Source organism: Streptomyces sp. NPDC005151 (assembly GCF_053599875.1).
Genome location: NZ_JBSFYR010000040.1, coordinates 42,125 through 65,533, shown reverse-complemented (window position 1 = coordinate 65,533; position 23,409 = coordinate 42,125). Strand labels below are relative to the sequence as shown.

Here is a 23,409-nt window from a genome sequence, read left to right as displayed (position 1 = left end):
ACGCTCCGTCCTGCGGCAGAAGCCACAAGACTGCCGCAGAACCATGATCCGCACACGGGCTGACGCACGTCACCCGGCCCCCGAATTAACCACCAGGATCACTGCTGCCCTGAAAACACAACTGGGGTTCGGCGAACGGTCCGGCCTCCCCGGTTTCGGTGCGTGGTCCGGCAGGGGGCGCGGCCGGCCGGCGCGGTGCGTCGACGGGATGCTTCTCGACCGGCGAGGACTCCCCGGTGAGAGCGGACTGATACACGGTCAGCCCGCTCGCGCGGAGCAGCCGCACATCAGCGGGCACGAGATCTCCCGGGCCGAGCCTGATCACATCGCCCGGCACCAGTTCCGCGACCGGCAGCTCACGGGCCGACGGCGCCGCCTCCGGACCGGTGCGGCGCAGTACGGTCGCGGTCGTCGCCACCAGCTCCCGCAGCGCCGCCATCGCCCCGTCGGCCCGGAGCTCCTCCGTGGAGCGCAGCAGACAGCTGACCGCCACGAGCACCAGAGTCACGGATGCGGTGCCCCACGCGTTGACCGCGGCGGAGACCAGACCCAGACAGAGCAGAACCGAGGTGAACGGGTCCCGCAGGCTGCGATGAAGCGCTGCGGCCAGGAGACCGGACGCCAGGCCGGAAGGGTGTTGTCGCCGAGCCGCCCGAGCCGTTCCTCCGCCTGCGTCTCCAGAAGTCCGCGCGGTCTGCTGTCCAGAGAACGCAGCACCTGCAACGACGTCAGCGCGGCCCCGTCCGGCCTACCGCTGTCGCGTCGGTGGAGGCGATCCGGCCGACCGCCGTGCTTGCTATCGGTACGGCGACGGATGGGGGAGAGCCGTCGAGATCGCTGTGGCCGGGCCCTGCGGCGGCGCTGCGCTCAGGCACCGAGCTCACGGAGGCGTACCGGCTGCGCAGGAGCGTGCCCGGCCCGTGCAGCGAGCTGGCCGACCATCAGCCGTACCACCGTCACCACATCAGGATCGTCGACCAGATACACCTGGCGGCGGCCTTCGCGCCGCGAGCGTACGAGACCAGCGAGTTTCAGCTTTGTCAGATGCTGGCTGACCGAGGGCAGCGTCCCGCCCACCCGCTCCGCCAGCCCGGTCACATCGCTCTCGCCCTGGGACAGCGCCCATACGATGTGCAGGCGCGCAGGCGTCGCGAGCAGACCGAAGGCGGCGGCCGCCTCCGCCAGCACCTCCGCGGGCGGATCCACGAAGTTGCCGCCGGCACCTGTCGACACTCTTGCTCTCCTGTCCACCCGGACCGTTTCCGGCGCCCCGAAGCGACAGTGTAGGCGGCAGTCGTGGTCGGCCCCAGGATCGAGGCCCCGACCCCCTGGATCGGTTCCGGCTCGAACCTGGTTCGAATTCGGCTCGAATAGTGACCTCATGCAGACATCGAACGATCTCTGTTCGGCCACCAAGGTCAAAAACCGATCACATTGCTCGGGACGGACGGCTGCTTGCCATGCTGTCCACCCTACTGCTGCCCACAGATACCGAACCGAGCCCGTCAAGACAGCTCTGAACTGCGTTTTTACGTCTTGAGGCTCACGGGTGAGAGAAGTGATCGATGCCTTCCGAGCACGCTGGCAGAACGGGCCGGGAGACCGTCGAGGGAACGGCCGGAGAGGCCGTGGAGACCGACGCGCTCGCATTGAAGATATTGGTCGCCGGCGGATTCGGGGTCGGCAAGACGACTCTGGTCGGTGCGGTGAGCGAGATCCGGCCGCTGCGGACGGAGGAACTCCTCAGCGAGGCCGGACAGTCGGTCGACGACACCGGCGGAGTCGATCAGAAGACCACCACCACCGTTGCCATGGACTTCGGACGTATCACCATCCGGTCCGGTCTCTCGCTCTATCTGTTCGGCACACCGGGACAGGACCGCTTCTGGTTCCTCTGGGACGAGCTCTCCCAGGGGGCACTCGGAGCGGTTGTTCTCGCGGACACCCGGCGGCTGGAGGACTGCTTCCCAGCCGTCGACTACTTCGAACACCGACGGATCCCCTTCGTCGTCGCCGTCAACTGTTTCGCGGGCGCCCGCGCCTACGGCGAGCGTGAGGTGTCCCGTGCGCTCGACCTGGACCTGGGCACTCCCGTCGTGCTCTGCGATGCACGCGACCGCGACTCCGGCAAGGAAGTCCTCATCCGCATGGTGGAGTACGCGGGCCGCATGCACACAGCCCGGCTCCTCGACTCGGTCGGCTGACCCCTGTCCGGACGACGAGCACGAAACCGAGGGGCGGTTGCCCCAACATGCGCTGTGCGCAAGGCTTACGCGCAAACATGGGGCACGGGGAACGTATGAACGGGGAGGAGCGGGGAAATGGCGCTGGACAGGGAACTTGACTGGCTCCTCGACGATCTCACCGGCCGGGTCGAGCACATACGGCACGCGCTGGTGTTGTCGAACGACGGCCTGGTGACGGGGGCGAGCACGGGCCTGGCACGTGAGGACGCGGAGCATCTCGCCGCGGTCTCGTCGGGGCTGCACAGTCTCGCGCGAGGCTCGGGACGGCACTTCCGGGCAGGAAGAGCCAGGCAGACGATGGTGGAGTTCGACGAGGCGCTTCTCTTTGTGACAGCCGCCGGAGACGGCAGCTGCCTCTGCGTGCTGACCGCGGCCGAGGCCGACGTCGGTCAGGTCGCCTACGAGATGACACTGCTCGTGAACAGAGTCGGAGAGCACCTGGGGGTCACCGCGCGTCAGGGCGCCGGCGGAGAAGCCAACCGGCTCTGACGGTTCGGGTCCCCTCGCGACTGCACCTTTCGCCCGGCTGTGGAAGTTGTCCACAGGCCGGGCGAAAGGCTTTCTCCTCGGTTACGGTGATCACAGAGAGTCACCGCAGCTATACGGGGGAGGATGGCCATGGCCATGACGGATGCGACGCGCACCGCAGCACCGCGCGCAGGATCTCGGCATTCGCAGAACGCCCCGACGGACATCGACCTGACGGACATCGACCTGACGAAGGTCGATCCGTCGAAAACTGATCCGACAGAAGTCGACCGGACGGAAGTCGGCGCGACGGTGGCTGCAGGCAGGGCGGCGCAGGAGCTGAACCTGAAGCGCGGGGAATTCGAGCTCGCCGTGCACCTGGGCATCGTGCGGATCGCGACGGAGGAGGCTGGTGGCAGGCCCAGGGTGAGTCGGGAGGAGATCGACCGGCTGCGGTCGGGGGACGGGTTCCCGGACGCACTGCGAGAACGGGTGCGGACGGTGGGGACAGCGGAGGGCGCGCGGCTCCTCGGCATCAGCCCGGTCCGCTTTACCAGGCTGGCCAGGGCCGGATGCATCACGCCTGTCGCGTTCTACCTCAACCGGTACCGGGCGATTGTCTGGCTCTATCTCGCCCAGGAGCTCCTCGGGTTCGCGGCCGGGGCGCCGCAGCTGCTGACCGGGAACAGCCCAGCCTGGATGCGGACATGTCTGGGCGCAGGAACCGACTGGCGGACGCGCAACTGGCGCTCGTACCGGATCGAGCGCCTGCTGAGCCGCACGGAGGATCCCTGGGCGCGGGCTGCGGTGCTTGCCTGCGCGCTGGATCCGGTGCAGCTGGCAGAAGTGGTCGACGATCCGTACGAGCGTGCGTACCTCAGGAAGGTCCAGCCCGGTCCGGTCTTCGGGCCACCCGGATCCGTCGCCGCTCGCGACACCATGACGCACCTGATGCGCGCCGCCGACCCGGACGAGATCCTCTGGCGCCGGGTCAATCTCGTCCTGGAGTTGGACAGCGCGCGCGAGGCCCGTCCGGCACCTCATCCGGGGGACGACCGGCGACCCGATCCGGACTGCTCGGTCCCCGGCCATGCCTCTGTCCCCGTCCCTCCTCCTATGCGCGATTCCGGTCCTGTCCAGGTAGCCGGACTGCTCGCCCGGCTCGGCCTGCGGAGGCGCGAGGCCCTGCGCAGGGGAGGCGAGGAACGAAGCTCGGGCGAAGACCGTTGAACGAGTGGGCGGACGCGGATCACGGAGACGGACGAGGAACATGCGGGGAGGGTCATGGCGGAGAACAAGCAGCGGATGCTGGCTGGCGACTGGTACATCGCGGACGACCCGGAACTGAGGGCGGACACCGAGCGGCGTATCGAACTCTGCGAGGCGTTCAACGCCGCGGCGCGGGCAACTCCCGCCGCACGGCGGAAGATCCTTGAGGAGCTGCTCGGCTCGGTGGGTGAGGGGGTCACCATCCGGGCACCGTTCCACTGCGACTACGGTTCGTTCATCACCATCGGACCGCGCACGTTCATCAACTTCGGAGCGGTCTTCCTCGATGCCGCGCCCATCACGATCGGCGCCGATGTGCAGATCGGCCCCAACGTGCAGCTGCTGACCCCCAGCCATGAACTGGACACCGAGCGCCGCAGGGCAGGCTGGGAGAAGGCGGACCCCGTGACGATCGGGGACAACGTCTGGCTCGGCGGAGGCGTGATCGTGTGTCCCGGCGTGGCCATCGGGGCGGACACTGTTGTCGGTGCAGGATCCGTTGTCACCAAGGACCTTCCGTCCGGCGTGCTGGCGGTGGGAAATCCGGCCCGAGTCATCCGTTCTCTCGCACAGGGCGAGGGAGCGGCGGAAGGAGAAGGAGGCGTGGCTGCTGGGCTCGGCGGATAACGGCTCGCGCCGGGACGCCGGTACCGGCATCCCGGCCCTCATGCTGATCAGGGAAGCCGCTCGTGGGTGACCCCGACACCGTTCCTTGGCAGTGAGCGGAAGTGAGTCCGCGCACTGGCGCGCCCCGAACGGTCTTGGGCGCACTGGTCGTCCGCTTTCACCTCCGGGCGGCGACACGGATCCTGTCCGTGGTCCGGTCCCGGAAGGACGGAGTCCCTCACGACCTGGCCAGATGAGTGCGGTCAGTGGCGACGGGGAGGCCCTGAACCATCTCGCTGGTGGAGCAGGGGCCCCGCACGCCGGCACCGCACCCGGTGTCCCAGCTCGCCCAGTCAGGCTAGCCCGACCAACCCGGCCCACCGCAAGCCCATCAACCGACCGTCACACGATCGAGCTAAAACGATCTCGTGCATGCTCCCAGCCAAGCAGCTGTCAACCCCTCCGGGACCGCCCCTGGGAGTGCCTCCAGCCGACGGCATGGGGCCGTTCGAGCGGCTGGTCGGTGCCGAGGCCACTCGCCGGCTGGCTCTGGAGGCCGGCGCTCCCGTGGGTGACGCCCATGACATCGCACCGCTCTTCGCAGCGGCGGAAGCGGGTGACCCGGCCGCCGTCGAGGTGGTGGAACGGGTGGCCGCCCGGTTCGCCCGAGGCCTCGCCGTACTCCTGCTGGTTCTCGATCCGGGCCGGGTCGTCACCGGATCGCGGACTTCGTCATCGACGGGGTACTGATCACGACACCGTGCCGACGCTCTCCAGGCCGGGCGCCGATGCACCGCCGCGGCCCACCGAGCGGCGCGAGCATCGAAATCCATGAGGCTCAGCCATAGAAGAATGCGCTTTTATGACCCCTGTGCAGGCCGCAGGATGGCTGCGAGCCGGCTTCCGGGGAGGAACGCATGACGTCAGCCATCGAAACGGGTCTGCTGCCCTGCACGTCCGAGGTCCGTCCAGAAGGGCTGGCCGTCGGAGGGGTCCTGCTCGCCGACCTGGCACAGCGCTTCGGAACACCCCTCTTCGTGTACGACGAGGAGCATCTGCGCCGACGCTGCCGGGAGGCGGTCGCCGCCTTCGGCCGGGACAATGTCGCCTACGCCTCCAAGGCGTTCCTGTGCACGGCCATGGCTCGACTGGCCCATGAAGAGGGGCTGTTGCTCGATGTCGCCTCCGGCGGCGAGCTACGGGTCGCGCTGCACGCGGGTGTGCCGGCCGGGCGGATCGTGCTGCACGGGAACAACAAGGACGAGGCGGAGCTGCGCACGGCCATGTTCGCCGGGGTACGACACGTGGTGGTCGACAGCTTCGACGAGATGGACCGCATCGAGCGCCTGCGGGCCGGGGAACACCTGCCGCCGGCCCGAGTGCAGTTGCGCGTGGCGCCCGGTGTCGCCGCCGGCGCTCACGAGGCCATCCGGACCGGTGGCAACGACTCGAAGTTCGGCTTCGGCCTCGTCGGCGGAACCGCCGCGGCCGCCGTGCGGCGGGCCTCCGGCTCCTCGGCGATGATCCTGGAGGGCATCCACGCACATGTGGGTTCCCAGGTCCTGGACACGGCGGAACTCGCGGCGGGCGCCGCGGCCGTCGCACGGTTCGCCGCGGAGTCACGGGTGCGCCGGCTCACCGTCGGCGGCGGCCTGGGCGTCGCCTACGAGGCGGGGCAGACCCCACCGTCGTTCGCTGACTGGGCGGCCCGGGTGCGCACCTCGGTGCGCGACGCGGGCTGGGGCGACGAGGTGGCCGTGGAGCCCGGCCGGTCCATCGCCGCCCGCGCGGGGCTGACCCTCTACCGGGTGGGCACGATCAAGCGCATCGCGGGCGTGCGGACCTACGTCAGTGTCGACGGCGGAATGAGCGACAATCTGCGCCCCGCCCTGTACGGCAGCCGGTACGAGGCGTTTCTGCCGCGCTGCCCGCACGCGCCTCGACCGTTGCGGGCACGGCTGGTCGGCAAGCACTGCGAGAGCGGCGACGTGATTGTCGACACCGCCGCCCTGCCCGCCGATGTGGGTGTGGGAGATCTTCTGGCCACGCCGGTCACCGGCGCCTACGGATACGCCATGGCCTCCAACTACAACAAGTTGCCGCGCCCCGCTGTCGTCTTCGTGGCGGACGGGCGTGCCCGCACCGTGGTGCGCCGCGAGACCGAGGAGGACCTGCTGCGTCTGGACGTGGACGAGGACGCCGGGCTCCTGGCGCCTGCGGCGACGGTGCGGCCCGGTGCCGTGGCGGCGCAGTGCGTCGGCACGGCCTAACCTGACCCGATGCTGAACAGTGCCCGCCTGCTCGTCCTGCTGGAAATAGCCCGAACCGGCACCATCGTGGCCGCGGCCCGGGCGCTGCATCTGAGCCCGTCCGCGATCTCGCACCAACTCGCCCGGCTGGAGCAGGAGCTCGGGGTGGCGTTGGTGGAACGTCAGCCGCAGAGCCTGCGGCTGACGGCAGCCGGTGTGCGACTGGCCGAGCACGCGCAGGCCGTCGCCGACTTGATGGCCGTCGCACAGGACGACCTGCGGGCGCACTCCGAAGGCGAGGCCGGTCTCTTGCGGCTGGGCTTCTTCGCCTCCTCGGGCCTTGAGCTGCTGCCCCGGGCGCTGTCGGCGTTCGCGGCGAAGCGGCCCCAGGTCGAACTGGAGCTGATCCTGGGGCAGCCGCACGAGCTGGTGCCCGATCTGGAGGCGGGCCGGCTGGATGCCGCGGTCGTCTTCGAGCATCCGATGGACCCCTGGTGCCGACAGGCGACCGTGAGTGTGGAGATGTTCTTCGACGAGCCGCAACTGGTGGTCCTCCCCCTGCGGCACCGCCTCGGGCGGTGCAGCGCGGTCCGGCTCGCCGCCCTGGAGGGGGAGAGCTGGATCGGCACGCACGGCGGCCACACGGGCGAACCTGTTCTTGAGCGCGCGTGTGCGGCCGAGGGGTTCCGGCCCCGGGTCCGCTGCCGCAGCGATCATTACCAGGTCACGATCAACCTGGCTCGCGCGGGCATGGGTATCGCACTCGTCCCGGCTCTCGGGCTCGGCGACACCACGGGCGTGCACGTCTGCCGACTGGACCACCCCCAATTGCACCGGCGCATCGGGGTCGCCACCCGGCCCACCAACCGCAACCCGCTGCTCCGGATCTTCCTCGCGGAGCTGCGCTCGGCCGCAGAGGAGATCCGGTCACTGCTGGAGATGCAGTGGTCCTGACCGGCGGACCGTGCTGCCGCCTGCTCTCGATAGGCGAGGCCGCACCCCCTGTGCCGGCGGGCGGCGTGTGCCCCGCGCGGTCACGACGGGCAGGCCGAAAGCCGACCGGCCGTCGGCCCGCCCGTCGTGACCACGCGGGCCCGCCTCTTCGGGGGCCGGCACCTTACGGCCTCCCCCGCGATAGGGAGTGGGCTCCCGGCGTCATGCGACTCCGCTTGCCGCGTTGTCGTCAGTCACCGACGCTCCGCGTCGACTCCCTCCTCCGCCTTGCAATCGAAGCCGCATGACGCCGCTCGCTGATCCACTCCCTATCGCGGGGGAGGCCGTTACTCGGCAGGCCCGCGTCGGGCACAGGAAGCGAGGGTCCGGCCGACGTCCCGTATGGCATGCACCGCGGCCCGCTCGGTGCTGGGGCCCAGCACCGTGTCCCAGTGCGCCACCACCGCATAGGCAAGTCGGCGCCGCCCGACGATGACACCGGCGTCGGCGCGCACCCCGGTGTCGGTGCCGGTCTTGTTGGCGACCAGAAGCCCGTCGGGCAGCGGGTCCGGGAAGCCCGGGGCGTAAGGGTCGTGATCCACCAAGGCGGGGACCAGGCCGTGGTCGGTGTTGGCACGCATCCAGTGCAGCAGCCCGGCGGAGGCCGCCGGGGAGCTCATCGTGCCGCGTACCGCATGGGTCACCAGTCGCGCCAAGTCCTGTGCGGTGCCGGTGGCGAAGACGGGGGGCACGTCCGGGCCCCGGACGTCACGGACCTTGTCGTGCAGCGTGAGGCGGTCGAGCCCGAGATCCTTCGCCAACCGGGCCGTGGACTCGCGCCCCACCAGGCGCAGCAGTGCGTTGGTGGCGGTGTTGTCGCTCACCGAAGCGGTCAGCCAGGCCAGGTCCTCGACGGTCCAGCCGCGCCTGCTCATCCGGCGCAGCAGACCGGTACCGTCCGCAATGTCCTCGTCGAGGACGTCCACGGTTCGGTCGGCGAGCAGCTCCCCGGTGTCCAGCCGGCGTGCGACCTCGGCGAGCAGCAGCAGTTTCGAGGCGGACGCGACCGGCAGAACGGTGCGCTCGTCGACGCCCACCGTCTCGCCGCCGTCGATGTCGACGGCGGCGACAGCCAGGGTGAGCGGCAGCGCGGCCGAGCGCCGCGCCGCCGCGGCCACTCGGGCCAGACTCATCGGATCCTCACCACTTCTCCCGCCCGCACCGCGGTCGGGCAGCCGCCTCTTGCTGCGACCCGTCCCGCCACCACGACAGTATCGATGCCTTCCGGTGCCAGCAGGGGACGGTCGAAGGTGGCGGTGTCGCGTACCGACGCAGGGTCGAGCACGACCAGATCGCCGAGGGCGCCGTCGCGGACCACACCACGGCCGGTGAGTCCGAACCGCCGCGCCGGCAGTCCGGTCATCTTGTGCACCGCGCTCTCCAGCGGGAGCAGCTGCTCGTCGCGGCCGTAATGGCCGAGTACGCGGGCAAAACTCCCCGCCCAACGAGGATGCGGCCGACCGGGTTTGGGGACGCCGTCCGAGCCGATCATTGACAACGGGCTGGCGAGCACCCGTCGGACGTCGTCCTCACGCATGGAGTGGCTGATGATGGTCACTTCGCCCTGCTCGGCAAGCAACAGGTCGCACGCGTGGTCGACCGGGTGGACGCCGCGCTCGGCGGCGAGGTCGGCGATGCTGCGGCCCTCGGCCTCGGGGTGCGCCTGCGCGGCGGCCACCGTGATGAGATCCCAGCCACCGTTTCCCACGGTGTTCTCCCACCCCTTGACGCCCTGAGCGATGTCCGCCCTGATCCGGTCGCGCGTTTCCGGCCGACGCAGCCGTTCCAGCAGAGCGCCGACACCGCCCTCGCTCGTCCATGGGGGCAGCATGGCGTGCAGGACGGTGCTTCCCGCAGTGTACGGATAGACGTCGCACAGCACGTCCACGCCTTCGGCTCGGGCCTGTTCCAGCCGGGGCAGGGTGCGCAGCGTGGCGCCCCAGGCGTGCCGGCCCGCGGTCTTGTGGTGGGAGATCTGCAACGGGGCGCCGGAGCGGACCGCGATCTCCAGGGCCTCCTCCAGGGCCGACTCCACCTGTGACATCTCGTCGCGCAGATGAGTGACGTAGGGCTTGCCATGGCGGGCGGCGACCCTGGCCAGCGCGACGATCTCCTCGGTGTCGGCGTAGGTGCCGGGCGGGTAGATCAGCCCGGTGGACAGGCCGGCCGCTCCCTGGGTCAGCGCCCGGTCCAGCAGCGCGCACATGGTGTCCAGTTCGTCGGGCCCGGGCGGGCGGGCCTCGAAGCCCATCACTCCCGCGCGCAGCGTGCCATGGCCGACGAGCGAGGCGATATGGGTGCGACGCAGGGCGGGGTCCTGTCCGGTGGCGAATGTGTCGAAGTCCACCGCGGGCCGGACCGGGCCGAGTCCGAACGTCACCCTGAGATGTTCGGCGAGTACCGGCAGCCGTTCCGGGAGCGAGGGGAACAGGCTGGTCCCGCAGTTGCCGCAGATCTCCGTGGTGACGCCCTGGAGCAGCGGCGCGAGGCGGAGATCGTCCGTCGGCTCCGTGGCGCCGGCGCTGCCGTGGGGTGCCGCGAGGGCATCGGAGTGCGTGTGGACATCGATGAAACCGGGTGTGACGACCCGGCCCGTCACATCGAGGGTCTCGGCCGCCGCTGCCGGGGTACCGGCGGGGAGCACGGCGATCCGCCCGTCCACCACCGCGATGTCCGCCTCCCTGGCGGGTGCGCCGGTTCCGTCGACGAGCGTGCCGCCACGCAGCAGCAGATCGAGGGGGCGGCCCATCACAGCACCGTCGACAGGAAGGCCCGCGTGCGGTCGTGCCGCGGGTCGGTGAACAGAAGCTCCGGGTTTCCCGACTCGACGACGGCGCCCTGATCCATGAACAGGACACGGTCGGCGACCTCGCGGGCGAAGCCCATCTCATGCGTGACCACGACCATCGTCATACCGCTGCGGGCCAGGTCGCGCATGACGCCCAGGACCTCGCCGACGAGTTCGGGATCGAGGGCGGAGGTGGGTTCGTCGAAGAGCATGAGCGTGGGCTCCATGGCCAGTGCGCGGGCGATCGCCACGCGCTGCTGCTGCCCGCCGGACAGCTGCGCCGGGTAGTGGTCCGCGCGGTCCGCGAGACCGACGTCGGCCAGCAGTTGCCGGGCCTGCTTCTCGGCCTGCGCACGGGACCGGCCCTTGACGGCGACCGGCCCCTCCATCACGTTCTGCACCGCTGTGCGGTGCGGGAACAGATGGAACCGCTGGAACACCATGCCGATCCGCTCGCGCTGGCGTCGGATGTCGCGGGCGCGCCGTTCCCGCAGCACGCGGCCGGACGGGCCGTGCTGCTCGTAGCCGATCAGTTCACCGTTCATCCACACCCGCCCCGCGTCGATCTGCTCAAGGTGGTTGAAGCAGCGCAGCAGCGTGGACTTCCCGGACCCGGAGGGGCCGATGACACAGAGCACCTCACCGCTGCCGACGTCGAGATCGATGCCCTTGAGCACCTCGGTGTCACCGAATCGTTTACGGACCCCGCGGGCCCTGAGGATCACGTCATTCATGCTGCTGCCCCCTTCTTGGCGCGCCGGGGTACGAGATTGGCCAGGACCCTGCTCCGCAGCCCGGGAGCGGCGCCGGGGCTGTAGCGGCGTTCGACGGCGTGCTGGCCGATGCTGGCGATCGTGGTGAGCACCAGGTACCAGAGCGAAGCCACCAGGAGCAGCGCGACCACCTCGAAGTTGGCGAGGTAGAGGTGCTGGGAGACGGTCATCAGATCGGCGCCGGCGATGACCGAGACCAGCGAAGTCGTCTTGAGCATGGAGATGAACTGGTTGCCGAACGGCGGGATGATGACCCGCATCGCCTGCGGAAGGATGATGCGGGACAGGATCTGACGGTTCGACATGCCGATGGACGCGCCTGCCTCGCGCTGGCCGGGGTCCACGCTCTGAATGCCGGCCCGAACGATCTCGGCCATGTAAGCGCCCTCGTTGATGGACAGGCCGAGCAGTGCGGCCATGAATCCGGTGATGACTTGGTTGGACTGCCAGCTGATGAGTTTGGGGCCGTCGAAGGGGATACCGATGCTGATCACCGGGAACAGCAGGGCCAGGTTGAACCAGAAGATGAGCTGGACCAGCAGTGGGGTGCCCCGGAAGAACCAGGTGTAGGCGCCGGCGGTGAGACGCAGTACGGGACTGTCGGAAAGCTGCATCACCGCGACGACGATCCCGATGGCGATGCCGAGAGCCATCGAGACGAGGGTGAGCTGAATGGTCACCCCGAGGCCTTTGAGGATCACGCCGTCGAACTGGTACTCGGCGACGATGTCCCAGTGCAGGTTGGGATTGACGATGACGGTGTAGGCGAGCCACACCGCGAACAGTGCCGCGGCGAGGACCGCCAGCCAGCGCCCGGGACGAGGGCGTTTGGTCACCTGGAGGGACAGGTCGTCCTCCTGCGGTCTCGCGTCCGTGGGGGCCGGGTCCGGCGCCGCACCGAGGGAGGCGCCGGGCATCTTCTGGTGGCTCATGTCCTTTCTCACTGCCCGTCGTTGACGGTGGCTGCGGGTACGGCGCTGTCGCCGACTCCCCAGGTGTCGAGGATCTTCTTGTAAGTGCCGTCGTCGATCAGTTCCTGCAGGGCCTTGTGGACGGCGTCGCGCAGTCCGGCCTGGCTCTTCGCGGCCGCGATGCCCCACGGGGCGGTGCCGTACTGCTCCGGCAGGACCTGGTACGCGCTGCTCTTCTTGGTGAACATCTTGGCGACGGGATAGTCGACGATGGTCGCGACCGCACGTCCGCTGTCCAGCTGGAGCAGCCCGGTCGGTGCGTCCTCGCTCTGGGAGATCCGCATCTTCTCCTGGCACTTGGCGTTCTGTTCCTCGCCGATCTGGAGGTTCGAGCTGCCCTTGGCGAGGACGACGGTCTTCCCGCACAGATCCGCGAGTGAGTTGATGCCCTGCGGATTGCCCTTCTTCGTCATGATCACGCCGCCGGTGCGGAAGTAGTCGACGAAGTCGACCGCCTGGCGCCGCTGAGCACTGTCGGTCATGGATGACATGACCAGGTCGAACCGTCCGGATTCCAGCCCCGGGATCAGTCCGTCGAAGGCGGCATTGGTGAGTTCGAGCTTCAGTTTGAGCCGCTGGGCGATGGCCTTGGCCAGGTCGGGGTCGACACCGGTGAGCCGGGTGGTCCCGGGCTCGTACATCTCCATCGGCGGATAGCCGACCGCGGTGGCCACGCGCAGCACACCCTTCTGCCGGTACTGAGCAGGGAGCAGTTCGGCTGCGGTCCGGCCGGCGGTGGTCTGCGAGGCGCTGCCGGACGGGGCATCGCCCTGATCGGAGCGTCCACAGGCCGTGGCCGCGAGGGCCAGGACGGCGAGGGCTGCCAGGCAGCGCAGAGAACGGGGACGATTCATCGGATTCTCCCTCACGGGGTGGCGGTGCGCCGATGCTGGCAGTCGCGCCCGGGTGAATGGAAGATGATGAAGCTATTCATGCCTGACCATCGAAATCTGTACGGCTCCGAGCCCGGGCGAACCGGTCCCCGAACGGGAACGGGGCATCGCATGCGACAACCGCTCGGCCGACGCGCACGGCCGCTCGGTACCGGTGGACCGTGCGCGGGCACTACGGGCTCCTCGGCAACTTCGCGGACAGCGGCCGGCCGTCCACATCCGTGTCCCCGGCCGCATCGGAATCCACGGTGCCGTCTCCGTCTCCGCCTTCGTCCTTGCCCGCGACCACGGCCTGGCGCCCCGACCGTGACGACGTGGAACCGCCGTGAAACTGCACGCCGTACGGGTGGTGGAGGCGATCGGTGCCCGACCCGCCGATCGGGGCGGGTGCGGCAGCGGCGAAGAGGCGCATGGCCGCGCTGGGGCCCCGCCGCCACTGGTGGACCGGGCAGGCCCGCCGCACGCCGCCGTGGACGGGGCCGCCCTTCGGGTGATCGACGCGCAGTACGGCGGGATTCCGGCGGACACGGTGGCGGATCGACGGGCACATGGTCGTCGATCCGGCCACCTCGCGCCGTTGGGCGACTCGTTCCTGCGCGATGCGGCAGCGGCCGGCTCGTACGACGTCGGCGCGCCGATCCGGCCCTCCGGGGGCGCGAGGACGAATCAGTTCCTCACCGACGACACCCATCACGGCCATGTGCATGTGGGATTCGCGAGCCGACGCTCGCGACGCGGCTCAGCCGCGCTGGTCGAGACCGGCGCTGAGCGGCGGCTGCGGGGCGTCGAGCAGCGAGGTGTTCACCTCACCGACGCCCCAGCCGTACGCCAGCTTGTGCACTTCCAGCACGAAGAACGAGTCGGTCGAGACGACTCCGTCGATGTGGTGCAGTCTGCGGTTCATCAGGTCGGTGAAGTGGTCGGTGTCCCGGCAGATCACCTCCGCCATCACGTCGTAGGTGCCTGCCGTCATGATGACGTACGAGGTCTCGGGCAGCTCCCGCAGCCGTCGGCAGACCTCCTGGGCGCTGCCCGGCCTGACCCGGATGCCGACCATGGCGAACCGGTCGAAGCCGATGGTGAGCGGGTTTGCGATGCCGACGATCTGGAGGGTGCCGTTCTCCTCCATGCGCTGGACGCGATATCGCACGGAGGAGGCGGGGATGTCCAGTTCGTCGGCGATCTGGCTGTACGGGCGGCGGCCGTCCGCTTGGAGTGCGGCGATGATCTGGCGGTCGGTGTCGTCCAGGGGGCTGCCACCCAGCGTGCTCATGCTGTTGCTCCGGCTCTCATGTACGGTCCGCCACGGTGTGCGGGCCTGGATCTTTGGTCGTACGGGCCTATCCTGCCCGGCTCAGGAGTCGAAGCCGAGGCCGAGTCGGTCCAAGGTGCGCAGCCACAGGTTGCGATGGCCGTGCGTGTCCTCGCGGGCCATGGACCACCGGGTGGCCTCGACGCCGAGATACCGGACCGGCTCCGGGGGGAAGGGCACGGGAGGGCGGCGGATCATGGCGGGCCGGAGCCGTTCCGTGCGTCGGCCGGAGAGCAGGTCCAGCATGACCTGGGCGCCGTAGCGGGTGGCGCCGACGCCGAGTCCGGTGAAGCCGAGGGCGTAGGAGATCCGGCCGTGCGCGGCGGTGCCGGCGAACATGCAGAAGCGGGTGGTGGAGTCGATGACACCGCCCCACGAGTGCGAGAAGCGGACGTCGGCGAGGGCGGGGAAGGCTTCGGCGAACTGGGCGGCGAGGGTGTCGAAGGTCGCGGGGCGCTGGGTGAGGCGCTCGTCGACCCGGTTGCCGTAGTGGTAGATGGCGTCGTAGCCGCCGAACAGGATGCGGTTGTCGTCGGTCTTGCGGAGGTAGTGGAACTGGTTGCCCGCGTCGGTGATTCCGTGCTCGCCGCTCCAGCCGATGGCGGCGAGCTGCTCAGTACTCAGGGGTTCGGTGGTCAACGCGTAGTCGTAGACCGGAATCATGCTGAGCGAGAGGCGCTTGAGCAGGGGCCGGTAGATATTGGTGGCGAGGGCGACCTGCCGGGCGCCGACCGCGGCATAGGGGGTGGCGAGGCGGACCCGCCCGGTGTGACGGGTGGTCAGGGCGGTGACCTCGGTGTGCTCGGCGATGCGGACCCCGAGGTCGAGGCAGGCGGCGCGCAGGCCCCAGACAAGCCGGGCAGGGTCGAGGAGCGCGTAGTCGGGGGACCAGAGGCCGGCGGTCCACATGGGGGAGTCGACGTAGCTCCGCAGTTCGTCGCGGTCCAGCAGCCGGGTCTGTTCGCCGTACTGGTGGGCGAGCGCGTGGGCGTCCTTGAGCCCTTTCGCCTGCCATGGCGTGGCGGCGACGGTGACCTTGCCGCTGCGTACGAATCCGCAGTCGATGCCGTGGGTGTCCAGATCCCGCCGGAAGGCATCGAAGTTGTCCATGCCCAGGCGGTGCAGCAGCCGGGCCTCGGTGGGCCACCGGTCGGCGCCGTTGGCGAGCCCGTGGGTGATGCTGGGGGAGCAGAATCCGCCGTTCCGGCCGCTGGCTGCGTGGCCGCAGGTGTTCTGTTCGAGGACGAGGACATCCCGTTCGGGGTGGGCGCGTTTGGCGAGCAGGGCGGTCCACAGCCCGGTGTAACCGCCGCCGACGACGGCGAGATCGCAGGTGGTGTCGGCGGTCAGCCGGGGCAGCGGTGCGGGGTGCTCGGGCCGGTCCAGCCAGTAGGGGGCGGCCTTCGTGTCACGCAGTCGGCTGCGGTGGTCGGTGGGGCGCGGGGCTGCGGTGGTCATGTGGCGGGTACCTCGTTGCAGGCTTGGCGGGGCAGTGCAGGCCGGGGCCCCGACGCTGGTCGGGGCCCCGGTCGGCGGACGGTCGGGTGAGCGGGGCGGTCAGAGACTGATGACGCCGGTACGCATGTCGGTCATGTCCATGAGCGTCCACTTGCCGCCGATGCGGCCCCAGCCGGTGGAGCGGCCGCCGGCGCCGCCGAAAGGCATGTTGATGTCCCACCAGTTGTTGCTCTCGTTCACGACGACCTGGCCCACCTCCATCTCCTCGATGAAGCGGAAGGCGGAGGTCATGCTGCGGGTGAAGACGGCACCCTGGAGGCCCAGTTTGTCGTCGTTGGCGATGCGCAGAATGTCGTCCTCGTCCTGCCCGGTGATGATCGGGACGACCGGGCCGAAGGACTCCTCGCGGGACAGCAGGCTGTCCTCGGGCACCCCGTCCACCACGGTGAACTCGTAGTAGAGGTCCGTGGGGTGCCCTGAAGCGCGCTTGCCGCCGAGCAGGATGCGTGCGCCGCGCTCGCGGGCGTCGGCCATGTGGCGGTCCATCTTGGCCGCGACGCCCTCGTTGTTGAGGGGGCCGAGAACCGTCTTGGGGTCGAACGGGTCGCCGAGGGTGATGCGCTGGGCCTCGCGGAGCACGGCCTCGACGAACGCGTCGTGGATGTCCGCGTGCACGATGACGCGTTCGGTGGCGCAGCAGACCTGTCCGGCGCACGGATAGGCACCGTCGACAGCGGCCTTGGCGGCGGCCTCGACATCGGCGTCGGCGAGGACGACGAGCGGCCCGTTGCCCGAGCACTCCATGATGGAGCGCTTGAGTCCGGCGGCGGACTGGATCTTCGCGCCGGTCGCGGTGGAGCCGATGAACCCGATCGCGTGGATGCCCTCGTGGCGTACCAGCGCATCGCCGGTGTCGCCCTCTCCGGGCACGATGTTGACGAGGCCGTCGGGCAGTCCTGCGGCAACGAACGCCTCCATCGCCTTGAGGACGGTGAGCGGGGTGTTGGCCGGCGGCTTGACGACATGGGCGTTGCCGGTGGCGAGACCGGGGGCGACGAACTCCGCGAGCATCAGCAGCGGGAAGTTCCACGGCGTGATGATGCCCCAAGTGCCCACCGGGCGCCGGAAGGTGAACATCCGCTTGGTGTTGTCGGTGGAGGGCAGCGTCTCGCCGTGCAGTCGTACGGCGTCCTCGGCGTGCAGGTGGAAGAGCTTGGCCGCCTCCTCGATGTCGGCGACGGACTCGGCGAGCGGCTTGCCCTGCTCCAGGGACTGGAGGCGGGCGAGTTCGTCCACCCGCTTGCCGAGTTCCGTACCGATGCGGTGGCATAGCTCGGCACGGGTCCACACATTGGTCGAGGCCCAGGCCGGCTGGGCCTCGTTGGCGGCACGCACCGCGGCGTCGACGTCGGCGGCCGCGGGCAGCGGGAAGGTGCCCACGAGTTCGCCCGTCGCGGGGCTGATGACCTCGTGGGTGGTCCCGGAGGTGCCTTCGGTGTACGCGCCGTTGATGAAGAGCTGGTGCCGGTCGGCGGTCGGGGTGGTCATGCGTTGGCCTCTCTGTCCTGTCCTGTCCTGACCGGGAAAGGCGCGTCGGCTCTGGGCCGCGCCGGCCCGGGTCCGGTGCGATAACTGGAGACTCGCTGAGCAAACAAGAACTGTCAAGGCTGTGGATTGAGCAAAAACGAAAGTCGTCTGTTGCTTGTTCGTGAGTATTGACAGGCGTTTTTCGCTTCATCTATAACCAGGCTTCATCGACTCTCCTGTCTGCGCCCACCCTGAGGGGAACGCCATGTCATCCCAACCACAGATCCCAGCCCCACCCTCGTCGGACCCTTCGGACCCTTCGGACCCTTCGGACCCTTCGGACTCCTCGGGATCGGCGGGTGCGTCCGCCCCGGCGCTGCCGAAGAAGATGAGCTGGTTCGACGGATTCGCGATGTCGCTGACCATGCCGGCGGCGCTCATCGCCTCGCTCGGCGCCTCCATCGGCGGACTCGGCGCCTGGGGTGCGATCGCCCTGTGGGCGGCCTCGATGGTGCTGGCCACCGCGACCAACTGGATCTACACCGAGATGGCCGCGATGTTCCCCGACTCCTCCGGAGGGATCGCGCACTACGCGACCGAGGGCTGGAAGAAGCGGGCGCCCGTGGTGGGTCCGATCGCGAGCATCGGCTACTGGTTCCCCTGGACGACGGCCCTCGCCGTCTACTCCGGACTCATCGGCTCGTTCGTCCGGGCCCAGTGGTTCCCCGGCCAGGACTGGAGCGTGGAGTTCGGGCCGGTGAAGGTGGACTTCCCCATAGCCGTGGGCCTGCTCGTGATGCTGCTGCTGTTCGGCGCGGCGATGATCGGCCTGCATGTCGCCATGTGGGTCGTCTACGTCACCGGCGGTGCGCTGCTCGTGCCGCTCGCCGTATTCATCGTCCTGCCGCTGTTCTCCGGTGACTGGAGCGCGCAGGGCCTGCACTGGAATCTGCACGGCGCTGCGGGACTGCGCGAGGCGCTGGTGTGGCTGTACGTCATGGCGTGGACGTCGTTCGGTGTGGAGGTGTGCGCGACCTTCGCCCCCGAGTACAAGGACACGGTGCGCGACACCTCCCGGGCCCTGCGCGCCGGTGTGCTGTTCTCCCTCGGTGTGTTCATTCTGCTGCCACTGACCCTGTCGGGGTACGTCGGCGAGAAGGCCATCGGCAAGGAGCCCACCACCTTCTTCATCGGAGCCTTCCAGGACCTGGTGGGCGGCGCCTCCGACCTCATGGTGGTCTTCCTCATCGCCTCGCTGCTGCTCATCATGATCACCGGTCTCGCGGACGGTTCCCGGGTGCTGTACGAGATGGGCAAGACGGGGCTCACCATCAAGCAGGTGGGGGTGCTGAACAAGCGCGGGGTGCCGGCCCGGGCGCTGCTGGTGGCCCTGGTGCTCAATGTCTTCGTGCTGACGGTGCTTCAGACCCCGCTGGCCATTATCGTCACGGGCAACCTGGGATACATCCTCACCCATGTGCTGGCGGTCTCCGGCTTCGCGCTGCTGCGCAAGGACCGTCCCGACGCCGTGCGTCCCATCCTGCTGCCCCGGTTCTTCGTGCCCCTGGCCTGGACGCTGGCCGGGTTCCTCACCGTGGTGCTGGTGGTGGGCGCGACCGGCTTCTCCATCACCGGATACGGCGGCTACACAGAACTGGGAGTGGCACTCGCCGTTCTGGTCGTGGCGGTACTGCTGTGGCTGTACCGGACCAAGGTGCAGGACCGGCACATCACCGACGACCGCCCGGCCTGACCCGGCCGGCGCACAGGCTTCAGAAGCCGTTTCTCAAACGATCTTGGAACGTGCGGGTCGAACGGGGGTCCCGGTCGGGTGATGTTCCGGCTGTAAGCGCATGAAGACAGGGCCTCTCGGTAGCTCGGGGATGCGAATCGAACCGAGCAATGCCGGGAGGCCCTGTTGTCCTTGTTGTACGCGCCCACGTCCGTTGCCAACCCTGGTAGCCGCGAGAACTTGGTCGGCTTCGGACGCTGTGCTCGCGACCACGCCGCCCGATAACCCGCGCGCCCGACGTTATTCGTGACCTCGCGGCTGGCCGTCGAGGGTGAGCGGCCCAACCCGGTCGCGATCGCCCGGAACGAGCAGGTCCGCGGCCATGCGATGATCCGTTGAGACCGCAGGGTGGAACTTCATTCGACGCCGAACTCGTCTGGGAGTACACGCGCATGCTTCGTTGCCGTGCCTGGCTGGCGTAGGCATGGCCCGAGTTCACCGACCGGATTCAGGCCGAGCAGCAGGCAGAACTTGACGCGCTGGCCGCCCGCACTACCGGGCCAGTTGACCCGCTCGGTGACACGGGCCGTGGAGCAGCCACCTATCAGGGCCTTCCCGCGGGTCCGGTGGGTACCGGATTGCTGCAGATACCCAGCACATTGACGCAGAGGGAATGTAGGAGATGCTCGTCTTCGAAGTGACGCGACCCCATCAAGGCTGACTGCCTGCAACGATTGCGCAGGGTGACGCTTCCGGGTGCGCGAGCGGTGGAGCGCTGGTTGGCTGCGATGTGTCCCACCCGCACCTCCCCAGGAGTGAAGATGAGCATTGCAGGCGAGTCCGCCAGTCGTGCGCGGCAGACGCAGGACAAGGTTCGTGAGCTGAACGAGCGTGCCGAGCAGACGAGCGATCCGAAGGAACGTCGCAGGCTGTACGAGGAGGCCCGGCGCATCCAGGAGCGGTCCATGAAGGACGGCGGACGTGCGGCCGAGGACAGGCCCGGACGCAGTGCCGACAGTGAGAAGGACGAGTTCCCGTCTCGCTGACGCACCGTCGGCATCCAATGGCACGGAGGGCCTCCCACCGCATTGCGGTGGGAGGCCCTCCTCCCGGCCGTGAAGCGGGACATCGCGGAGGTACTGACGGACTCGCAGGACTGGTGGCCGGCCGACTTCGGTCACTACGGCCCGTTCATGATCCGGATGGCGTGGCACAGCGCAGGCACCTACCGGATCAGCGACGGCCGCGGCGGCGCCGGGGCCGGCCAGCAGCGCTTCGCCCCCCTCAACAGCTGGCCGGACAACGGGAACCTCGACAAGGCCCGCCGTCTGCTGTGGCCGGTCAAGAAGAAGTACGGCCAGAGCATCTCGTGGGCCGACCTCATGGTCCTCGCCGGCAACGTCGCCCTGGAGTCGATGGGCTTCAAGACCTTCGGCTTCGGCGGCGGTCGTGCGGACGTGTGGGAGCCCGACGAGGACGTCTACTGGGGTCCCGAGACCACCTGGCTCGGCGATGAGCGCTACACCGGCGACCGAGAGCTGGAAAACCCCCTCGGCGCGGTCCAGATGGGCCTCATCTACGTCAACCCGGAGGGCCCGAACGGCAACCCGGACCCGCTCGCCGCAGCCCGCGACATCCGTGAGACGTTCCGCCGGATGGCGATGAACGACGAGGAGACGGTCGCCCTGATCGCGGGCGGTCACACCTTCGGCAAGACGCACGGTGCGGGCCCCGCGGACAACGTCGGCCCCGACCCCGAGGGCGCCTCGCTCGAGGAGCAGGGCCTCGGCTGGAGGAACTCTTATCGCACCGGCAAGGGCGGCGACACGATCACCAGCGGCCTCGAGGGTACGTGGACGAACACCCCGGTGACCTGGGACAGCAGCTTCTTCGAGATCCTGTTCGGCTACGAGTGGGAGCTGTTCCGGAGCCCCGCCGGTGCGTATCAGTGGAGGCCGAAGGACAGCGCCGGGGCGGGCACCGTCCCCGACGCCCACAACCCGTCGAAGAGCCACGCCCCGACGATGCTGACGACCGACCTCTCGCTCAGGTTCGACCCGGCCTACGAGCAGATTTCGCGACGCTTCCTCCAGAACCCCGACGAATTCGCGGACGCCTTCGCCCGGGCGTGGTTCAAGCTGACCCACCGCGACATGGGCCCGATCGTGCGCTACCTCGGCCCGGAGGTCCCGGCCGAGACGCTGCTGTGGCAGGACCCCCTTCCCGCGGTGACGCACGAGCTCATCGACGCCGAGGACATCGCCGCCCTCAAGGGCCAGATCCTCGCCTCTGACCTGTCGGTGTCCCAGCTGGTGTCCACCGCGTGGGCGTCGGCCTCGTCCTTCCGTGGCAGCGACAAGCGCGGCGGCGCCAACGGCGCGCGCATCCGCCTCCAGCCGCAGAGCGGGTGGGCGGTCAACGACCCCGACCAGCTGGCGGCGGTGCTGCGCACCCTGGAGGGGATCCAGGAGTCCTTCAACGCCGCCCAGTCCGGCGGCAAGCAGGTTTCGCTCGCCGATCTGATCGTGCTCGCCGGTGGTGCGGCCGTCGAGCAGGCCGCCAAGGACGCCGGCTTCGACGTTGAGGTGCCCTTCACGCCGGGCCGCGTGGACGTGTCGCAGGAGCAGACCGACGTGGAGTCGTTTGCCGCGCTCGAGCCGACCGCCGACGGGTTCTGCAACTACCTCGGGAAGGGCAACCGGCTGCCGGCTGAGTACCTGCTGATCGACCGGGCGAACCTGCTGACCCTGAGCGCCCCCGAGATGACGGTCCTCGTCGGTGGCCTCCGCGTCCTGGGCGCGAACTACCAGCAGTCGCCGCTCGGCGTCTTCACCACGACCCCCGGGGCTCTGACCAACGACTTCTTCGCCAACCTGCTCGACCTGGGCACGACGTGGAAGGCAACGTCCGAGGACGCGAACACGTTCGAGGGTCGCGACGCCGCCACGGGCGAGGTCAAGTGGACCGGCAGCCGCGCCGACCTCGTCTTCGGGTCGAACTCCGAGCTGCGCGCGCTCGCGGAGGTCTACGCGGGCGATGACGCGAAGAAGAAGTTCGTGAACGACTTCGTCGCAGCGTGGGACAAGGTGATGAACCTCGACCGGTTCGACCTCGTCTGATCACGACGTCCAGGTAGGCCCGCGCCGGGTGACCACAGGTCCGGCCTCGATTGTCGCCCCCGTTGTCCTGGCCGTCAGGCACAACACCGAGGCGGCAACCGCTGTTGCTGCCATCGGCGGGTCGGTGACCGCAACTGGAGGCGCCCAGACGGGCATGCGCTCCCGCCGATAGCCAGCGACGGAGGACGAACCTCCGCCGGGCCGTAGGAAGCCCCGGACCGAAGATCCGGGGCTTCTCGCGTGCCCGCGTGGAGCGGCTCGGAAAGCGACGGTTCACACGGTGTGGTCGACGTGTTCGGTGAAGGCGGTCATCGGCAGCCCAAGGTTCACTGCCTGCGCGCAGGATCGTTCCATCGAGCCCTCGGGGCGTCCCAGGACCGCTCGCCGTGCACGTGGCTGTCTGAAGGCAAGGAACGCCGCGAACAACCTGCTTCAGCTGTCGGCATCCTCGTCGAAGTGCCCCGGGTACACGCGCACATGCTCGCCGCGTCGTACACGACGACAGCGCGGGGACCACCTGCCGACCGGTTGATCAACGGAGGAGGGACGTGGCCCTACGGCTTTGACGGTACGGTCGACGCGCGCAGGGCGCGGACTCGCGCAAGGGCGGCAGTGACGGGGCCGGCGTGGTCGGGCAGATGCTGAGACACCCAGTCGGGCGCCAGCGCAAGGAAGTTGGTCAGATCCTGCTCGGCACCGTCGAGCAGATGACGCAGCTCGGTGACGGACAGCTCGATCACCTGGCTGTCGCTTTGCTCCGCGTCGACGGTCAACCGGACGGTGTCGCCGAGGCGCTCGGCGAACGCGTCGGGGTCGTGGCCGAAGGAGGCCTGGCCGCTGCCGTCGACGACCTCACTCCAGTCACGCCAGTCCTCCAGCCCATTGCAGCAGCCGGGCAGGAACGCAGTTGTCACCAGCAGGGGGTCGAAGGGGAACATTAGTTGGCTCAGGGCATGCCGGACTCCTTTCAAAGTTCGGCTGAAGGCAGCAGCGCCCCGGAATCGT

General features: G+C 69.3%; 20 protein-coding genes and 2 pseudogenes. 10 read left to right on the top strand and 12 right to left on the bottom strand.

The features are described 5' to 3' along the window. Positions 1-88 precede the first annotated feature (88 nt). Both ACWD6R_RS21985 and ACWD6R_RS21980 read right to left on the bottom strand, forming a co-directional pair. Positions 89-732 (bottom strand): annotated as a pseudogene (locus ACWD6R_RS21985) (P-type ATPase); the annotation flags it as partial. A gap of 135 nt (positions 733-867) precedes the next feature. Beyond that, positions 868-1,233, bottom strand: coding sequence for an ArsR/SmtB family transcription factor (locus ACWD6R_RS21980; RefSeq protein ID WP_327242395.1), 366 nt, complete (start codon positions 1,231-1,233; stop codon positions 868-870). Positions 1,234-1,565: 332 nt separating this feature from the next. Between ACWD6R_RS21980 and ACWD6R_RS21975 the strand changes: the two genes are divergently transcribed. The 7 genes from ACWD6R_RS21975 to ACWD6R_RS21945 all read left to right on the top strand — a co-directional run bounded on the left by ACWD6R_RS21975 (position 1,566) and on the right by ACWD6R_RS21945 (position 7,792). Beyond that, the gene (locus tag ACWD6R_RS21975) at positions 1,566-2,204 is read left to right on the top strand and encodes a GTP-binding protein (RefSeq protein WP_451820233.1); all 639 of its coding nucleotides are present in this window, start codon (positions 1,566-1,568) and stop codon (positions 2,202-2,204) included. A 117-nt stretch (positions 2,205-2,321) separates the two neighbouring features. Further along, entirely contained in the window at positions 2,322-2,735 is a 414-nt protein-coding gene (locus ACWD6R_RS21970) for a roadblock/LC7 domain-containing protein (protein WP_451820232.1), read from the top strand. A gap of 129 nt (positions 2,736-2,864) precedes the next feature. Then, positions 2,865-3,944 (top strand): DUF6397 family protein, encoded by a 1,080-nt coding sequence (locus ACWD6R_RS21965; RefSeq protein WP_451820231.1) that lies wholly within the window; start codon positions 2,865-2,867, stop codon positions 3,942-3,944. A 54-nt stretch (positions 3,945-3,998) separates the two neighbouring features. Continuing rightward, positions 3,999-4,610, top strand: a complete 612-nt coding sequence (locus tag ACWD6R_RS21960) for a sugar O-acetyltransferase (RefSeq protein WP_451820230.1) — start codon at positions 3,999-4,001, stop codon at positions 4,608-4,610. Between the two features lie 411 nt (positions 4,611-5,021). Next, on the top strand, positions 5,022-5,339 hold the full coding sequence (locus ACWD6R_RS21955) for an ROK family protein (RefSeq protein ID WP_451820229.1): 318 nt from the start codon (positions 5,022-5,024) through the stop codon (positions 5,337-5,339). Positions 5,340-5,506: 167 nt separating this feature from the next. After that, positions 5,507-6,859: a diaminopimelate decarboxylase gene (gene lysA / locus ACWD6R_RS21950; protein WP_451820228.1), complete on the top strand. Its 1,353-nt coding sequence runs from the start codon at positions 5,507-5,509 to the stop codon at positions 6,857-6,859. A 9-nt stretch (positions 6,860-6,868) separates the two neighbouring features. Beyond that, on the top strand, positions 6,869-7,792 hold the full coding sequence (locus ACWD6R_RS21945; RefSeq protein ID WP_366695374.1) for a LysR family transcriptional regulator: 924 nt from the start codon (positions 6,869-6,871) through the stop codon (positions 7,790-7,792). Positions 7,793-8,118: 326 nt separating this feature from the next. Here the strand turns inward: ACWD6R_RS21945 and ACWD6R_RS21940 are convergent, their stop codons facing one another. The 9 genes from ACWD6R_RS21940 to ACWD6R_RS21900 form a co-directional block, all read right to left on the bottom strand. Next, a complete protein-coding gene (locus tag ACWD6R_RS21940) occupies positions 8,119-8,964 on the bottom strand; it encodes a serine hydrolase (protein WP_451820227.1) in 846 nt (281 codons plus the stop codon). Next, positions 8,961-10,580 (bottom strand): N-acyl-D-amino-acid deacylase family protein, encoded by a 1,620-nt coding sequence (locus ACWD6R_RS21935; protein ID WP_451820226.1) that lies wholly within the window; start codon positions 10,578-10,580, stop codon positions 8,961-8,963. Before ACWD6R_RS21935 ends, ACWD6R_RS21940 begins: the two co-directional genes overlap by 4 nt. Continuing rightward, entirely contained in the window at positions 10,580-11,353 is a 774-nt protein-coding gene (locus tag ACWD6R_RS21930; protein WP_451820225.1) for an amino acid ABC transporter ATP-binding protein, read from the bottom strand. The genes ACWD6R_RS21935 and ACWD6R_RS21930 overlap by 1 nt, the downstream gene beginning before the upstream one ends. Continuing rightward, the gene (locus tag ACWD6R_RS21925; protein ID WP_451820224.1) at positions 11,350-12,324 is read right to left on the bottom strand and encodes an amino acid ABC transporter permease; all 975 of its coding nucleotides are present in this window, start codon (positions 12,322-12,324) and stop codon (positions 11,350-11,352) included. The genes ACWD6R_RS21930 and ACWD6R_RS21925 overlap by 4 nt, the downstream gene beginning before the upstream one ends. A gap of 8 nt (positions 12,325-12,332) precedes the next feature. Next, entirely contained in the window at positions 12,333-13,217 is an 885-nt protein-coding gene (locus tag ACWD6R_RS21920) for an ABC transporter substrate-binding protein (protein WP_451820223.1), read from the bottom strand. Positions 13,218-13,428: 211 nt separating this feature from the next. Beyond that, positions 13,429-13,956: a hypothetical protein gene (locus ACWD6R_RS21915; RefSeq protein WP_451820222.1), complete on the bottom strand. Its 528-nt coding sequence runs from the start codon at positions 13,954-13,956 to the stop codon at positions 13,429-13,431. 39 nt (positions 13,957-13,995) lie between these two features. Continuing rightward, positions 13,996-14,529 (bottom strand): Lrp/AsnC family transcriptional regulator, encoded by a 534-nt coding sequence (locus ACWD6R_RS21910; protein ID WP_451820221.1) that lies wholly within the window; start codon positions 14,527-14,529, stop codon positions 13,996-13,998. Positions 14,530-14,610: 81 nt separating this feature from the next. Continuing rightward, positions 14,611-16,026 (bottom strand): NAD(P)/FAD-dependent oxidoreductase, encoded by a 1,416-nt coding sequence (locus ACWD6R_RS21905; protein ID WP_451820220.1) that lies wholly within the window; start codon positions 16,024-16,026, stop codon positions 14,611-14,613. 99 nt (positions 16,027-16,125) lie between these two features. Next, entirely contained in the window at positions 16,126-17,574 is a 1,449-nt protein-coding gene (locus ACWD6R_RS21900) for an aldehyde dehydrogenase family protein (protein WP_451820219.1), read from the bottom strand. 367 nt (positions 17,575-17,941) lie between these two features. Between ACWD6R_RS21900 and ACWD6R_RS21895 the strand changes: the two genes are divergently transcribed. From ACWD6R_RS21895 to katG, 3 genes and pseudogenes are all read left to right on the top strand, one after another. Beyond that, positions 17,942-19,306, top strand: coding sequence for an APC family permease (locus tag ACWD6R_RS21895; protein ID WP_451820218.1), 1,365 nt, complete (start codon positions 17,942-17,944; stop codon positions 19,304-19,306). An 800-nt stretch (positions 19,307-20,106) separates the two neighbouring features. Further along, positions 20,107-20,331, top strand: a complete 225-nt coding sequence (locus ACWD6R_RS21890) for a DUF6381 family protein (protein WP_451820217.1) — start codon at positions 20,107-20,109, stop codon at positions 20,329-20,331. A 60-nt stretch (positions 20,332-20,391) separates the two neighbouring features. Then, a pseudogene (katG, locus tag ACWD6R_RS21885) lies at positions 20,392-22,404 on the top strand (catalase/peroxidase HPI); the annotation flags it as partial. Positions 22,405-22,958: 554 nt separating this feature from the next. Here the strand turns inward: katG and ACWD6R_RS21880 are convergent. Next, complete coding sequence (locus ACWD6R_RS21880; RefSeq protein ID WP_451820216.1) at positions 22,959-23,318, bottom strand: hypothetical protein; 360 nt, start codon at positions 23,316-23,318, stop codon at positions 22,959-22,961. Positions 23,319-23,409: the final 91 nt, after the last annotated feature.